We start from the raw sequence: 15,549 nt of genomic DNA, 5'->3' as shown, positions 1-15,549 counted from the left end.
CATGGCGCTTGTTGAACGCTCAACACCCTATCAGTCCTCCTGGGCCGAACGGATCCCGACCGCATGGTGGATCGCCGGGCTGGTGGCGTTGATCATGCCCGCCTTCGTCAACGATTTCATCCTCTTCCAGGTGTTCGGCTGGACCTTTGTGCTTGGCATGATTGCGCTCAGCCTGATGTTCCTTGCGGGCTATGGCGGCATGGTCAGCCTGATCCAGATGTCGGTTGCAGCCCTTGGCGGATACATGGTCGCGATCTTTGGAACATCCGGCGTCGCGGCGATCAGCATGGACCTGCCCTGGTGGCTCTACATACCGATCGCGGTGATCGTTGCGGCCGCGTTTGGCACGCTTGTCGGTGCGCTCGCGGTGCGGACCGAAGGCATCTACACGATCATGATCACCCTGGCGATCGCGTCGGCGTTTTTCTACTTCACGCGCCAGAACTACGGCATTTTCAACGGCTATTCCGGGTTCAACCTCGTCGTTCCCCCACACCTGTTCGGCGTGGACTGGCGCCAGCCGATGCCGTTCTATTATCTCACGCTAGGCTGCGCGGTGCTGTCCTATCTTGCCGTGGTCTATGTTTCGCGTTCGCCCTTCGGGCTGGCTCTTCAGGGCGTTCGGGACAATCCGCGGCGTATGGCGGCGCTTGGCTTCAACGTCACCGCCCACCGGATCGCCGCCTACACCTTCGCCTCTGTGATTGCTGCCTTTGGGGGCATTCTGCTGGTCTGGCAGAATGCCCAGATTTCCCCGGGCACGGCCGGAATTCCGGCGGTGATCGATATTCTGGTGATCGCCGTGGTCGGCGGCGTCCGCCGGCCGATCGGCCCCTTCATCGGCGCGCTGATCTACACCGTGTTGCGCACCTTCTCGCCAGACATCCTGACCGGATTCGGCCTGTCGGGCGAACGCTTCAAGCTGTTGATCGGTCTAGGATTTCTGGCCGTCGTGTTCTTCTCTCCCGATGGCGTTCTGGGGCTTTGGGAACGCTGGCGCGCCCGCAAGGGTCGTGGCAGGGATCCACTGACCGGGGAGGCGAAATGACCCTTCTCGACACGCGGAGAAGCTCCGAAACCCTCGCCTCTGTCAGTTCCGGCAATGCGCTCGAGCTACGCGGCGTGACCAAGATGTTCGGTGCGCTGGCGGCGATCGAGGACATAACGCTCTCGGTCCGTCCCGGCGAGCGTCGCGCGGTGCTTGGTTCCAACGGCGCGGGCAAGACTACCCTGTTCAACTGCATCACCGGGGACTTTCTGCCCACATCCGGCACCATCCGGCTATTTGGCGAGGATGTGAGCAACTTTCCGGCCTATGAGCGGATCCGCCGCGGGCTGCGCCGAACCTACCAGATCAGCCTGCTTTTTGGTGGATTGACGGTTTCCGACAATGTCTACCTGGCCTGCCGAGGCGTTTCGCGCGGCCGCTTCTCGCTTCTCAGGCCGCGCCGGGGTGATCCCTTGCTCACCCGCACGGCGGAACTGATCGAGGCGGTTCACATGACCGCATCAGGCGATACATTGGTGTCCGAACTCAGCTACGGACAGCAGCGCCAGCTGGAAATCGCGCTGGCGCTCGCCGGTGCGCCGCGCTTCATCCTGTTTGACGAGCCCGCCGCAGGGCTGTCTCCGACCGAGCGTGCCGAACTCGTTGCCATTCTCACCGGACTGCCATCGCATATCGGCTTCATCATCATCGAACACGACATGGATGTGGCGCTGCGCGTCGCCGAAAGCGTGACGATGATGCACAACGGCAGGATCTTCAAGGAGGGAACGCCCGAAGAGATCGAGAACGATCCGGAAGTCCAGGAACTCTATCTGGGGGACGGTCATGGTTGAGCGCGGTCGCACTCCGGCCCTTGATATCCGGGGACTGAACGTTTTCTACGGCGCGTCCCACGCGCTCCAGGGTGTCGATCTGAAGCTCGAAGGCGGCGTGCTTTCGGTTGTCGGCCGCAACGGCATGGGCAAGACCACGCTGTGCAAGGCGATCATGGGCATGGTGCCTGTGGCGTCCGGCTCGATCAATTTCGCCGGCCAGTCGCTGGTCGGCAAGACACCGGCCGAGATCGCCCGGATGGGCGTCGGCTATGTCCCGCAGGGGCGCCGGCTGTGGCGCTCTCTCTCGGTTGACGAGCATCTCCAGATGGTTGCCACCAAATCCGGAGCCTGGACGGTCGAGCGGATCTATTCGACCTTCCCCCGGCTTGCCGAGCGCAAGAGCAATGGCGGGGCGCAGCTTTCGGGTGGTGAACAGCAGATGCTGGCGATTTCACGTGCGCTGTTGTCCAATCCGAAGCTGCTGGTGATGGACGAACCGACCGAAGGACTGGCTCCGGTCATCGTCGCCCAGGTCGAGGAAATGCTCGTCCGCCTGTCCGAAGAGGGCGACATCGAAGTTCTGGTGATCGAGCAGAACATCGGCGTCGCCTGCGGGATCTCGGACAATGTGGCGATCATGGTCAACGGCCGCATCAACCGGATTGCGCCTGCCGGGGAGCTGGCTGCGGACCGCGAGCTGCAGCAACGCCTTCTCGGTGTTGGCCGGCACAGCCATGACGACACGCCCGAGGCGCCTCAAACGCCGTCCGCCGACGAGACGCAAAAGACGGCGTCGGCGGGGCATTCGGTCAAAATCTACATGTCCAATCCGGTTTCACCGACCCGGTGGTCGCAGCCCACGCCGGTGGCCCAGATCGAACGCTCGGCACGAGTGGTCACCACGGGGCATGCGTCGGTGACCTCGGGGCAGGCGGAAATCAGGCAATTGGCGAGCCCCGGTGACAGCGTGGTGCTGGTGGCCGGCACGCTCGACACCAAGGGCGCCGAACTGCGCTTCATCCGCGACCAGATACGCGCGGCGGGGCTTCCGGTCCGGCTTGTCGATCTATCGACGTCCGGCGCCCATTCGGGAGCCGAAATTCCGGCCAATCAGATCGCGGCATTCCATCCGCGCGGATCGGCGGGTGTCTTCACCGGAGACCGGGGGCAATCGGTCGCCGGAATGACGCTTGCCTTTTCGCGCTGGATCGAGCGCCAGCAGGGAATTGGCGGGATCATCTCTGCGGCCGGCTCCGGCGGCACCGCCATGGTCGCCCCGGCGATGCGCGCGTTGCCGATCGGGGTTCCCAAACTGATTGTCTCCACCGTCGCCTCCGGCGAGGTCGGCAAATATGTCGGTCCCTCCGATATCACCATGATGCACTCGGTGGCCGATGTGCAGGGGTTGAACTCCATCACCGAGGAAGTCCTCGGCAACGCAGCCCATGCCATGATCGGCATGGTCAAGGCACGGCGCGGAGCCAAGCCCAAGGCGCCTGGAAAACCCGCTGTCGGGCTCACCATGTTCGGGGTCACGACGCCAAGCGTGCAGCAGATCGTCGGCCTGCTCGATGACGCCTATGATTGCCTGGTCTTTCACGCCACCGGGATTGGCGGCCAGTCTATGGAGAAACTGATCGATTCCGGCAAGGTTTCGGGCGTGATCGATATCACCACCACCGAAATCTGCGACATGATGATGGACGGGGTGTTCCCGGCGAAGGAAGACCGCTTCGGCGCCGTCATTCGCACTCGGATGCCCTATATAGGCTCTGTCGGCGCGCTGGACATGGTCAACTTCGCAGCCCCCGAGACGGTGCCCGCGAAATACCAGTCCCGCACCTTCTACCCGCACAATCCCCAGGTGACGCTGATGCGCACCACGCCGGAGGAATGCACCGCCATGGGCCGGTGGATCGGCGAGCGTCTCAACCAGATGGAAGGCCAGGTCCGCTTCTTCCTGCCCGAGGGCGGGGTATCGGCGCTCGATGCACCCGGTCAGGCGTTTAACGATCCTGTCGCGCGCAAGGCGCTCTTCTCGGCGCTTGAAGCCACGGTCCGGCAGACATCGAACCGGCAGCTGATCCGGCTTCCGAACCATATCAATGATCCAGAATTCGCCGCTGCCGTCGTTGCCGCTTTCCGCGCGCTTCATGGCGGTGGCCGTCCAGCCCGCAGACGAGAGGCGTAATCATGATCGGCAGAGACGCAATTCTCCAAAAATTCCGGGCCATGATCGCCGCAGGTGAGCCGATCATCGGCGGTGGCGCCGGCACCGGCCTGTCCGCCAAATGCGAAGAAGCCGGCGGGATCGATCTGATCGTGATCTACAATTCCGGCCGTTACCGCATGGCGGGGCGTGGAAGCCTGGCCGGTCTGATGCCCTATGGCGATGCGAACGCCATCGTGCTCGAAATGGCCGGCGAGGTGCTGCCGGTGGTCAAGTCGACGCCGGTGCTGGCCGGCGTCTGCGCCACCGACCCGTTCCGGATCATGGACGTGTTTCTCGACGAGCTCAAACGCGTCGGATTCTCAGGCGTCCAGAACTTTCCGACCGTGGGTCTGATCGACGGCACCTTCCGCGCCAATCTCGAAGAGACCGGAATGTCCTACGGGCTCGAGGTCGACATGATTGCCAAGGCGCGGGCCAAGGACATGCTGACCACGCCCTATGTCTTTTGCGAGGAGGACGCCGAGGCGATGGCCAGGGCCGGGGCGGACGTGATCGTCTGCCATCTCGGCCTGACCACCGGGGGAGCAATCGGAGCGGAGACAGCCTTGACGCTCAAAGACTGTCCGGCGCTGGTCGACCGCTGGGCGGAAGCGGCGCTGAGGGTGAACAAGGACGCGATCATCCTGGTTCATGGCGGCCCCGTCGCCATGCCCGAAGATGCTGATTACGTTTTGAAAAACACATCCACCTGCCACGGTTTTTACGGCGCTTCATCGATGGAGCGGCTTCCCACCGAGGTGGCTTTGACTGAGCAGACCCGCGCATTCAAGCGCATAGCAGGCAAGTAACTGGCAACGCGCCAGGGGAGGAAGAGATGACGGGACAGATCATCGGACAACTGATCTTGTGGCTTATTCTGGCTGTGGTGGTGATCGCCATCATCTACTGGGTGATGCAGTGGTTGTATCGGCGTTCGACCAAGGAGGTGGCGTTCGTCCGAACCGGCTTCCTGGGCGAGAAGGTGGTGATCGACGGCGGCGCCTTCGTCTGGCCGATCATCCACGAAATAACGCCGGTCAACATGAACACCCTGCCTCTGGCGGTGGCGCGCAAGAACGAGACGGCGCTGATCACCAAGGACCGGATGCGCGTCGATGTCGAGGCCGAGTTCTATGTCCGGGTCAATCCGTCCAAGGCCTCGGTGTCGATGGCGGCATCGACGCTTGGCCGCCGCACGCTGGAAGCAAGCAATCTGCACGGGCTGTTGTCGGGCAAGTTCGAAAGCGCCATGCGCGCCATCGCTGCCGAGATGACGATGGGCGAGATGCACGAGAACCGTTCAACCTATGTGACGCGTCTGCGCGAGGTGGCCCAGGAGGATCTGACCAAGAACGGGCTCGAGCTGGAAAGCGTGGCGATCATCGATGTCGACCAGACGCCGCTGGAATACTTCAATCCGTCCAACCGGTTTGACGCTGAAGGTCTGACCGATCTGATCCGGGACATTGAGGCCCGCCGCAAGCTGCGCAACGACATCGAACAGGATTCGATGATCCAGATCCGCACCCGAAACCTGGAGGCCGAGAAGCAGGCACTCGATATCGAGCGCGCCAGCGAGGAAGCGCGGCTTGACCAGGAGCGGGAAGTCGAATTCCGCCGTGCGCAGCAGCGGGCGCAACTGGCGCGTGAGCGGGCCGAACGCGAGACCGAAGCCGAATCCGCCCAGATCAGCGCCCGTGAGACGATCGAAAAGGCGCGGATCGCCAATGAACGCGGCATCGCCGAGGCCCGGATCAGCTCCGAACGTGAAATCAGGGCGCGGGAAATCGCCCGTGCGTCGGCAGATGAAGCAGAAGAGATCGCCGCGCGCGAAGCGACCGAGACCGCGCGGATCCTGCAGGAGCGCGCGGTGGCGGAAGCCCGGATCGCCAATGAACAGGACACGCGCTCGCGCGAGATAGCCCGCCAGAAAACCCTGGAAGAAGCCGAAATCGCCGCCCGCGAGGCAACCGAGAAAGCACGCATCGCCCAGGAGCGCGCCGTGACCGAGGCGCGGATCGCCAAGGACAAGGATACCCAGTCGCTCGAGATCGAACGACAGCGGACGGTCGAGCAGGCGGAAATCAAGGCCCAGGAGGAAACCGAAAGGGCGCGGATGGCGCAAACCCTGATCATCGCCCAGACCCGCATCAAGGGCGAGGAAGACATCCGCCGCCGCGAGATCGCCCGTCAGCAGGGGCTGGAGGAAGCTGAGATTGCGGCCCGCGAGGCGGTCGAAAGGCTGCGGATCCTGCAGGCTGCCGAGGTCAGCGAGGCGCGCATCGCCGAAGACCAGCGGATCCGGGAGTTGGAAATATCGCGGCAGCAGGCGGTGGAAGCGGCCGAAATCGCGGCCGGCGAAGCCATCGAAGCCGCGCGCATCTCCCGCGAAAAGCAGATCGCGGCAACGCGGATTGCCGCGGACGAAGACACCAGGAACCGCGAAATCACCCGCAACCGCATCATCGACGAGGCGAGGGTGGCCGCCGACGAGGCGGTGGAACAGGCGCGGATCGCGCAGAAGCGGACTGTCGAGGCCGAGCGGATCGCCGCCGAACAGGAGATCCGCGCCCGCGAGATCGTCAAGGAGGAAGAACTCGAAGCAGCCGAGATCGCCCGCCGCGAGGCAACCGAGAAGAAGCGGCTGGCGACCGAACTGGCTCTGGAAAAGGACCGCATCGCCAGCCAGAAGAGCCGCGAGGTGATCGAGATCGACCGCAAGCGTTCGGTCGAGGAAGCCGAACAGGCGAGTGTCGTGGCACTTGCCGACCACAAGAGCAAACGTGCGGCTGCGGACGCGGCGGTGCAGCAGGCCCAGATCTCGGCGAAACGCGATGTCGAGACCGCGGAAGTCGAGCGCGAGCGGGCTCTGGAGGCGGCCAGGCTGGAACGGCGCCGGTCGCTTGAACAGCTTGAGATCGCCCGGGTTCAGGCCCTGCGCGAGGCAGAGATCGAAAGCCGCGAGGACATCGAGCGGGCACGGATCGCCTCCGAGCGCGGGCTCGATGAAATCCGCATCAGTCACGAGACCGAACGCCGGCGTCTGGAGGTCGAGCGCGAGCGCGAAGTCGAGACGGTTCAGATCGAAAAGGCCATCTCGCTGTCGCAGAAGAGCCTCGAGGAGAGCGCTGCCCGCGCCAAGGCCGATGCCGCCAGGGCGCAAGCCGCCCAGGCCGAGGAGAAGGTCAAGACCGTCCGCGAAACCGAAGCTGCCAACCGGCGCAAGTCGATCGATGTGCTGATGGCGGAAAAGGCGGCTGCCGAGGCTCAGGCGATTGCCGAGGGCGAAAGGGTGCGGCTGGCGGTCCAGGCGGAAGCGCAGCGGCTCATCAACGAGGCCGAAAACGTGCTCACCGATCCCGCACGCGCATCGCTGTTCCGCCGCAAGCTGCTCGAGCATGTCGAAGGCATCGTTGCCGCCAGCGTCAAGCCGCTCGAGAAGATCCAGGATATCCGGATCATGCAGCTCGACGGCATTCATGGCGGCGGGCGCAGTGACGGCGGCGGCAGCCCGACCGATGAGGTGATCAACTCGGCACTGCGCTACAGAGTGCAGGCCCCGCTGATCGACAGCCTGCTCAGCGACATCGGTATCGACGGTTCAAACCTGTCCAAGCAGGGCGGCCTGATCCGGGAGGCAAGCGACATGCAGCGTGTCGCCACTGAGGCCAAGAAGGCCGCAACCCCGAAAGCCGACGACGCCAAGCCCGCAGACAAGGAGAAGAAGTAGATGCCGCGCGTTTACATCTCCTCCGTCATAGAAGCCCCGGCGGCGAAGGTCTGGGAGCGGGTTCGCGATTTCAACGGTCTGCCGCGCTGGCATCCGCGCATCCGCGACAGCCGAATCGAGAATGGCGAGCCGGCCGACCGGGTCGGATGTGTCCGGGACTTTCACCTGCAGAATGGCGACCGGATCCGCGAAAAGCTGCTTGGACTGTCGGACTTCGACATGTTCTGCACCTACGCAATCCTGGAAAGCCCGATGCCGCTGACCGACTATGTGGCGACGTTGCGGCTGACCCCGGTCACCGATGGAAACCGGACCTTTGTCGAGTGGTCAGCCGAATTCGAGTGCGCTGAGGCCGATGCGGAAGGCCTGGTGACGGGCATTGGAAACGATGTGTTCCAGGCAGGCTTCGATGCCCTCAAGCGCCAGATGATGGGATAGCGGCATGGTCCGGGTGGTCAAGAGCACGATCATCGACGCGCCCGTTGAAGCGGTCTGGGGCGTGCTGCGTGATTTCAACGGTCATGACAGCTGGCACCCCGTGGTGGCGGATTCGAAGATCGAGCGCGGCTACGAGTCCGACCGGATCGGCTGTGTCCGCAGGTTCCATCTCCAGGATGGATCGGAGCTGCGCGAGAAGCTGCTGACGCTGTCGGATTCAGAAATGGCGTTCTCCTATTGCCTGCTCGATACGCCGGTGCCGCTGCTCAACTACGTTGCCCATGTCCGGCTGCTGCCGGTGACCGACGGTGATCGCACCTTCTGGCACTGGGAATGCCGGTTCGACACGCCCGCAGGCCGGGAGCAGGAACTGGCGCAAATGGTGAGCGAGAACATCTATCAGGGCGGGTTTGATGCGATCCGCGCGCATTTGGGAGAGCAGGTGCAATGACCACCACGGTGCAAACTGTTGCAACGCTGAGCGAAGCTGCCCGGGCGATGGCCCAAGGGGCGACCTTTCTGGGCGGCGGGACAATCATCATGCGCGACATCAATGCCGGCGTCGCCGCCGCCCAGATCGTGCGCACGACCGATCCGGCGTTGAACGATATCCGGATCAGCTCCGACAAGGTGACGATAGGTGCGGGCGTCACCATGAGCCAGATACTTGCGCATCCCGAGCTGGCTTTCCTTCACAAGGTCGCCCGCCTCATCGGCGGCCCGCAGGTGCGCAACATGGGCACCGTCGGCGGCAATCTGTTCGCGCCGCATCCCTATGGCGATTTCGCGGTGGCGCTCTTGGCGCTCGGCGCCCAGGCGGTCATCGCCGGACAGAATGGAGGCCGTCCGCTCGATGATCTGCTGCGCGACCGGTCGCGTTCGCCGGGCCTTGTCGCAGCGGTCGAATGCCCGCGCCCAAGTGCGGGCACGTTCGGATTTGTCAAATTCAGCCGTATCAAGCCCAAGGGCGTGTCGGTGCTCTCGGTGGCGGCGCTGCTTCCGCGCGAGGGCGGACGCATCCGCGGTGCGCGCGTGGCCTGGGGCGCCATGGCGGCGGGTCCGGTGCGTGGGGCGTCGGCCGAGCGCGCGCTGGAAGGCCAGACCCTCAACCCGGACACCATTGCCCGCGCCGCACAAACGGCAGCGGAAGGGCTGGCGCCGCCAACCGACGCCATTGCCACCGACTGGTACCGGCGCGAGGTGGCGGGTGTTTATCTCAAGCGGCTGCTTGAACAGATGGAGCGAGGATGATGGCGAAGAAACCGGTCAATTTCACGCTCAACGGCCAGGACCGTGCGGCCTTCGCCGATGACGGACAGAACCTTCTGGAGTTTCTCCGGCGCGGTGTTGGGGATCTGTCGCCGAAATACGGCTGTGGCCAGGGCGCGTGCGGGGCCTGCACGGTCCTGATCGACGGCGAGACACAGCTTTCCTGCCTGGTGCTGGCGGAAACCGTCGACGGCAAGGCGGTGCGCACCGCGAGCGGTCTGGCGGCCGGAGCGCTGGATCCGCTGCAAACCGCCTTCATGGAGCATTTCTCCGCCCAGTGCGGCTACTGCACGCCGGGAATGCTGATGTCGGCACGGGCGCTGCTGGACCACAATCCGCGCCCGACGCGGGACGAAGTCATCGAGGCGATTTCGGGCAATCTGTGCCGCTGCACCGGCTATGAGCCGATCATCTCGGCCATTCTTGCCGTGGCCGAGGGGAGGGTGCGGGCATGATCGAGTTCCGCAAGGAGTTTTTTGCCGACGAGCGCGATGACAATCTCAACGAGGTCGGCAAGCCGACCCGGCGCCAGGACATCCTCGGCCATGTCACCGGCCGTTCGCCGTTTTTCGACGATCACCTGTTTGACGGGCTGTTGCATATGCGTTGCGTGCGCAGCCCGCATCACCACGCCCGCATTCGCCGTATCGACACCGCGCAGGCCGAGAAAATGCCCGGCGTCGTCAAGGTGCTGACCGGGCGTGATGTGCCGACCAATCTGAACACGCTTTTGAGCCTGCTCGATTTCGGCATTGATGACGAACCGTTGCTGTCGACCCAGAAGGTGGCCTACTGCGGTGAACCGGTGGCGGCCGTGATTGCGGCGACCGAGGCTCAGGCGAGGGCAGCGGTTCAGGCCGTGCGCGTCGACTGGGAGGTTCTGCCGCACGTGCTTGATGTCGAGGAGGCGATCAAGCCGGGTGCACCCACGGTCTGCGAGGTCTATCCGCAGAACAAGTTCATCTACCACGGCAAGTATGACCACCAGAAACTGCGCTTCGGCGATGTCGAGGCAGCCTTCGCGACTGCTGATCATATCGTCGAGGGCCGTTACCAGATGTCCCCGATCGAGCAGGCGCCGATCGAGACCTGCGGTGCGATTGCCGCACCCGAGCAGAACGACCGCTATGTCTGCTACACCTCGACCCAGGCGCTGTTCTTCTCGCTCGGGACGGCCGCCAAGGTGCTGCAGACGCCATCTTCAAGGCTGCACTTCATCGGCGGCACGGTGGGCGGCGGGTTTGGCGGCAAGGTGGATTCGATCCATGAGCCGCTGGCCATTCTCGGCGCGATGCTGACGGGACGCCCCTGCAAATATGCCTGGGACCGCGAGGAGGAGATGCAGGTCGGCGCGCCGCGCGGAGCCGAACGCTGGTACATCAAGGATGCGGTCGGCAAGGATGGCCGGATCACCGCCCGCAAGTTCATCGGCTATTTCGACAGCGGCGCCTACACACGGCTGTCGTCCTACGCGATCATCAAGGGTGTCGGGCATCTGCCGGGCCCCTACACGATCCCCAATGTCTATGCCGACGTCTATTGCGTCTACACCAACCGGACTCCGGCGACCGCGATGCGCGGGTTTGGGATCACAGGTGTCGACTTCGCGATCGAAAACCATATGGACAAGGTCGCCGAGACGGTCGGGATGAACCCGATCGAGCTGCGCATTCTCAACAGCTACCGCGACGGTGACATGAAGGCACACCGGCGCGAGGCGAAGAACTGCGCGCTGGTTGAATGCTGCCAGGTGGTGGCCGAAAAGGCAGGCGTCAGACTGTCGGCCGATGCGCTGGCGGCGACATCGCTGACCGGTGGCGGCGGCGAGCGAGCGCGGATCCCCAATTTCACCGCCACCGACCAGAATGGACGGGTCGAAGGTTTCGACACCGGCTCCTACGCCAGGAAAACCTCATCCGGCGGGGATCGGCAATCACAGCCAACCCGGCCGCTTCAGGCGCCACCGCCATCGGCGGCGACACAACAACCGCCGGTTCGTCCCGCACCGTCAACTTCCACACCGGCACAGCCTGCCGCGCCGCCGGCTCCACCACCGCCGGCGTCGCCATCAAGGCCCGCTTCGTCGCGTCCCGGAGCGATGCGGTTTTCCTCTCTCTCCGGCTTCAGGAGGCGGTAATGGCACTCCACCGTGGCCGCGGCTTCGCGGCAATCAACTATCCCATCGGCATGAATCTGGGCGGCGACCCGAGCCAGGCGCTGGTTCATTCCAATCCCGACGGCAAGTTCACCGTGGCGCTCTCGGCAATCGACCTGGGGCAGGGGATGAAGTCCGTCACCCGGCAGATCGCGGCGGAAACGCTCGGTGTGCCGATCGAGGATGTCTATGTCGACACCGCCGACAGCGACACCGGCCCGCACGACATGGGATCATTCGCCTCGCGCGGCACCCACCGGATGGGCAATGCCGTCATCCAGGCCTCGCTTGAAGCGCGCTCGGTGATGCTGGAGGCTGCAGCCGAGGAACTGGAAGTCGACGCCGCCGACCTGGTCACCGACGGGCGCGGCAACATCCACGTCAAGGGCGCACCCTCGCGATCGATCACCACCATGGCTGCGGCGCAGGCGGCGCAGTTCAAGCAGGGCCGCACCATCGCCGGACGCGGGATCTTCCTGATCCCCCTGTCGGAAGTCGACCCCGAGACCGGTGAGATGACCCCGGTGTCCTGTTTTGCCCATGCGGCGATGCTGGTGGAGGTCGAGGTCGATGACGAGACCGGCGAGGTGGCTGTTCTCGACATGCAGTCTGCCTATGAGGTCGGGCGCGCGCTCAATCCGAAACTGGTCGAGCAGCAATTGCGCGGCGGCGCCTGGATGGGCATGAGCCACGCGATCTGGGAGACCACCGAGCCCTACTATCCGGCGCGCGAGCACGGCCCGCGGGACTTCAATTTCTACCTGATGCCGGGTCCGGGAGACCTGGCGCCGCATCACATCTCGGTGCTGGAACGTCCGGCGCCCGACGGCCCCTATGGCGGCAAGGGACCGGGAGAGATGTGCGCCAATCCGGTGCTGCCAGCGGTGGTCAACGCGGTCTATGACGCGATCGGCGTGCGCATCGACGATCTTCCGGTCACGCCGGAAAAGGTGCTGCGCGGGCTCAAGGCGATAGGCGGCGCACGGCCGCGCAAGGCGCTCTGATGGCGATCCGGTCCAGCATACTCGGCCTTGATGGTCCCGAGCCGCTGGCACAAAGCCTGCGCGATGCGCAGTATATTGCCGATGAGGGACTGGCCACATCCGCCTATCTGGCGCTTGCATTGGGAAAACCGCTGCTGCTGGAGGGTGCGCCCGGCGTCGGCAAGACCGAGGCGGCGAAGGCGCTGGCTTCGGTCCTGGGCCGGGAACTGGTTCGCCTGCAATGCTATGAAGGCATCGACGCATCCGCGGCCATGTACGAATGGAATTTCCCGCGCCAGATGCTGTCGATCCGCCAGGCGGGCGACAACCACATCAATCTCTACGCCGACGAATTCCTGATTGCCCGGCCGATCCTTCAGGCCCTGCAAGCGCCGGCGCAACGGGTCTTGCTGATTGACGAAATAGATCGCGCAGATCACGAGTTCGAGGCATTCCTGCTCGAGTTCCTGTCGGACTTTACGGTCTCGATCCCCGAACGCGGCACCATTCGCGCCAGCGAGCCGCCGGTCGTTGTCCTGACCTCCAACCGGACCCGCGAATTGCACGAGGCGCTGCGCCGGCGCTGTGTCTATCACTGGATCGATTACCCGGCGCCAGACCTCGAGGCGCGGATCGTGATGATGCGGGCGTCGACCGTGGCGCAGGACACCGCGCGCAAGGTGGTCGCCGCGGTCGGTGGCCTGAGGGCAGAGCCGCTCGCCAAGCCGCCCGGTGTTGCCGAGACGGTGGAATGGGCGCAGGCCGCGACGCTGCTTCACAGCCAGGGCGTCGCGTGGCCGCGCGCATTTGCCCGGGCGATCGGCGTGGCCTTGAAGGATCAGGATGACCTGGCGTTCATGGCGCCGCGGCTTGACGCGCTGTTGCAGGAGGCGGTGGCATGACCGACACCTCCGCCCGGCACATCCCCCCGCAGTCGACCGGTTCAATGGACATTCCGCGTGCACTTGAGCCCTTCGTGGAATTTGCCACGGCGCTGCGCGGCGCGGGCATGGCCGTCGCACCCGAACAGGTTCAGGCTTTCATTGCCGGGGTCGGCCTGCTCGGACCGAGATCGATCGGCGATATCCGCCGCGCGGCGCACGCAACCTTCGGGCCCGGTCCCGACCGGATCGAGACATTCAACGCGATCTTCGACGCGGTGTTCCTGGGCCGCGCGCTCTCCGCACCGGCCATGGGCGAACCGGAGGACATGCCGCAAGCCTTTGACGCCGGTGATTTGGACCTGATGCCGGAAAGCCCCGAAGAGGATCCCTCGGGCGCCGATGCCACCACGGCCGAGCGGCTGTTTGCCCGAATGCTCGCACCCGACGATGATGAGGCAGCCTTGCGCTCCTTTGCACGAGCCGCACCCGGTACGCTGCCAAGGCGCAAATCCAGGCGCTCCGCGCCTGGCAACGGGCGTCTGGCCGATCCGCGCCGGGCGTTCCGTGACATGCTACGGCGTGACGGTGAAATCAGCCAGCTGCCGACGCGCCACCGCCGCACCAGGCAGCGCAGGGTCCTGGTCCTTGTTGATGTGTCGGGATCGATGAAGGCGGGCACCGATGGCGCGCTCCGGCTGTGCCATGCCCTGGTGCAGGCGGGCGAACGGGTGGAGGCCTTCACGCTCGGCACCCGGCTGACGCGGGTGACGCGGGCGCTTAAGCATCGCAATCGCGAACAGGCGTTGACGCTGGCCTCCGGGCTGGTGGCTGACTGGGATGGCGGCACCCGGCTCGGGGAAGCGCTGGCCGTGTTCCTGTCGGTGCCCCGCTTCGCCTCCTTTGCCCGTGGAGCTCTGGTCATCATGGTTTCCGACGGGCTTGAGCGCGGCGGACCGGAAGCACTCGCAGCCTCCATGACCAGGCTGCGGGGACTGGCCTGGTCGGTGTTGTGGCTGTCGCCGCTGGCGTCCGATCCTGCCTACCGGCCCGAGACCGGAGCGATGCAGGCCATCTTCCCGATGCTGGATCGCCTGGGCGACGGCTCAACCCCTACTTCACTCGCGCGCGAAATTCTCGCCTTTTCAAAGGGAGCCAGGGCATGAAGGTGATCGACGCACATTTCCACGTCTGGCGGCAGGCGGATCTGCCGTGGCTGTCAGGACCGATGCAGCCGCGCATCTTCGGCCCCTACGAGCCGATCCGCCGGGATTACCTGATGGCGGAGTACCAAGAGGATATCGCGGCAACCGGCGTTGAAAAATCAGTCTATGTTCAGGCCAACTGGCCGGTCGATCAGGCCGAGGCTGAAGTCGCCTGGGTTTCCGAGGTGGCGGCCGAGACCGGCTGGCCGCAGGCGATTGTCGGCTATGCCGACATGGGCGTCGAGGACGCGCGCCCGATGCTGGACAGGCTTGCCCGCTATCCGCTGATGCGCGGCGTCCGGCAACAGTTTCACTGGCACGAAAACCCGCTCTATCGTTTCGCGCGCGAGCCGGACCTGTGCCTCGACAAAACGATCCAGCGGAACATCCGGCATCTGGCAGCTTACGGCTGGAGCTTTGATTTGCAGGTGTTCGCGGCCCAGATGCCGGGCGCCTGTGTGCTCGCCGACGCCTGTCCGGACATTACCTTTGTGCTGCAGCACGCAGGCATGCTTGAGGACACCAGCGAAGAGGGCCGCGCTTTCTGGCGGACCAATCTGGCCGAGCTCGCCGCCCGGCCCAATGTGATGGCCAAGCTGTCGGGGTTCGGCACCTTCATCCACCGCAACGATCCCGGTCATATAGCCTGGCTGATCGCAACGACGGTTGAGATGTTCGGGGCGGAGCGCTGTCTGTGGGGATCGAATTTCCCGATCGAGAAACTCTGGACCAGCTATCCCGAACTTCTCGACGCACATGTTTCGGGCGCGGCCGCGCTCAGCGGCGCACAGCGGCACGACATCTTTTACGGCACGGCGAGCCGCGCCTATCGGATCTAATGGGAGGAGTTGC

General features: G+C 64.6%; 14 protein-coding genes. All 14 read left to right on the top strand.

The window, feature by feature from the left end; translation table 11 throughout:
- Position 1 precedes the first annotated feature (1 nt).
- Genes O4H62_RS02565 through O4H62_RS02500 form a run of 14 tightly spaced genes read left to right on the top strand, consistent with a single transcriptional unit; the run spans position 2 to position 15,536 of the window.
- Positions 2 to 1,048, top strand: a complete 1,047-nt coding sequence (locus O4H62_RS02565) for a branched-chain amino acid ABC transporter permease (protein ID WP_269385559.1) — start codon at positions 2 to 4, stop codon at positions 1,046 to 1,048.
- The gene (locus O4H62_RS02560) at positions 1,045 to 1,842 is read left to right on the top strand and encodes an ABC transporter ATP-binding protein (RefSeq protein ID WP_269385558.1); all 798 of its coding nucleotides are present in this window, start codon (positions 1,045 to 1,047) and stop codon (positions 1,840 to 1,842) included. Before O4H62_RS02565 ends, O4H62_RS02560 begins: the two co-directional genes overlap by 4 nt.
- Positions 1,835 to 4,015, top strand: coding sequence for an ABC transporter permease (locus O4H62_RS02555; protein ID WP_269385557.1), 2,181 nt, complete (start codon positions 1,835 to 1,837; stop codon positions 4,013 to 4,015). The genes O4H62_RS02560 and O4H62_RS02555 overlap by 8 nt, the downstream gene beginning before the upstream one ends.
- Positions 4,016 to 4,017: 2 nt before the next feature.
- A complete protein-coding gene (locus tag O4H62_RS02550; RefSeq protein ID WP_269385556.1) occupies positions 4,018 to 4,845 on the top strand; it encodes a phosphoenolpyruvate hydrolase family protein in 828 nt (275 codons plus the stop codon).
- A 26-nt stretch (positions 4,846 to 4,871) separates the two neighbouring features.
- On the top strand, positions 4,872 to 7,766 hold the full coding sequence (locus O4H62_RS02545) for a flotillin family protein (protein ID WP_269385555.1): 2,895 nt from the start codon (positions 4,872 to 4,874) through the stop codon (positions 7,764 to 7,766).
- On the top strand, positions 7,767 to 8,204 hold the full coding sequence (locus O4H62_RS02540) for an SRPBCC family protein (protein WP_269385554.1): 438 nt from the start codon (positions 7,767 to 7,769) through the stop codon (positions 8,202 to 8,204).
- Between the two features lie 4 nt (positions 8,205 to 8,208).
- A complete protein-coding gene (locus O4H62_RS02535) occupies positions 8,209 to 8,655 on the top strand; it encodes an SRPBCC family protein (RefSeq protein ID WP_269385553.1) in 447 nt (148 codons plus the stop codon).
- Positions 8,652 to 9,455 (top strand): FAD binding domain-containing protein, encoded by an 804-nt coding sequence (locus tag O4H62_RS02530; RefSeq protein WP_269385552.1) that lies wholly within the window; start codon positions 8,652 to 8,654, stop codon positions 9,453 to 9,455. Before O4H62_RS02535 ends, O4H62_RS02530 begins: the two co-directional genes overlap by 4 nt.
- Positions 9,455 to 9,928 carry a (2Fe-2S)-binding protein gene (locus O4H62_RS02525; protein WP_269385551.1) on the top strand — a complete coding sequence of 158 codons (474 nt, stop codon included), beginning with the start codon at positions 9,455 to 9,457 and terminating at the stop codon, positions 9,926 to 9,928. Before O4H62_RS02530 ends, O4H62_RS02525 begins: the two co-directional genes overlap by 1 nt.
- Entirely contained in the window at positions 9,925 to 11,610 is a 1,686-nt protein-coding gene (locus O4H62_RS02520; RefSeq protein WP_269385550.1) for a xanthine dehydrogenase family protein molybdopterin-binding subunit, read from the top strand. Before O4H62_RS02525 ends, O4H62_RS02520 begins: the two co-directional genes overlap by 4 nt.
- Positions 11,610 to 12,632 (top strand): xanthine dehydrogenase family protein molybdopterin-binding subunit, encoded by a 1,023-nt coding sequence (locus O4H62_RS02515; protein WP_269385549.1) that lies wholly within the window; start codon positions 11,610 to 11,612, stop codon positions 12,630 to 12,632. Before O4H62_RS02520 ends, O4H62_RS02515 begins: the two co-directional genes overlap by 1 nt.
- Entirely contained in the window at positions 12,632 to 13,513 is an 882-nt protein-coding gene (locus O4H62_RS02510) for an AAA family ATPase (RefSeq protein WP_269385548.1), read from the top strand. The genes O4H62_RS02515 and O4H62_RS02510 overlap by 1 nt, the downstream gene beginning before the upstream one ends.
- Positions 13,510 to 14,658, top strand: a complete 1,149-nt coding sequence (locus tag O4H62_RS02505) for a vWA domain-containing protein (protein WP_269385547.1) — start codon at positions 13,510 to 13,512, stop codon at positions 14,656 to 14,658. The genes O4H62_RS02510 and O4H62_RS02505 overlap by 4 nt, the downstream gene beginning before the upstream one ends.
- Positions 14,655 to 15,536 carry an amidohydrolase family protein gene (locus O4H62_RS02500; RefSeq protein ID WP_269385546.1) on the top strand — a complete coding sequence of 294 codons (882 nt, stop codon included), beginning with the start codon at positions 14,655 to 14,657 and terminating at the stop codon, positions 15,534 to 15,536. Before O4H62_RS02505 ends, O4H62_RS02500 begins: the two co-directional genes overlap by 4 nt.
- The last annotated feature ends 13 nt before the right edge of the window (positions 15,537 to 15,549 follow it).

This window comes from Parahoeflea alexandrii (assembly GCF_027214025.1).
GTDB lineage: Bacteria > Pseudomonadota > Alphaproteobacteria > Rhizobiales > Rhizobiaceae > Hoeflea > Hoeflea alexandrii_A.
Note: the sequence above shows the minus strand (reverse complement) of the source record. Positions and strands in the feature narration are given on the sequence as shown.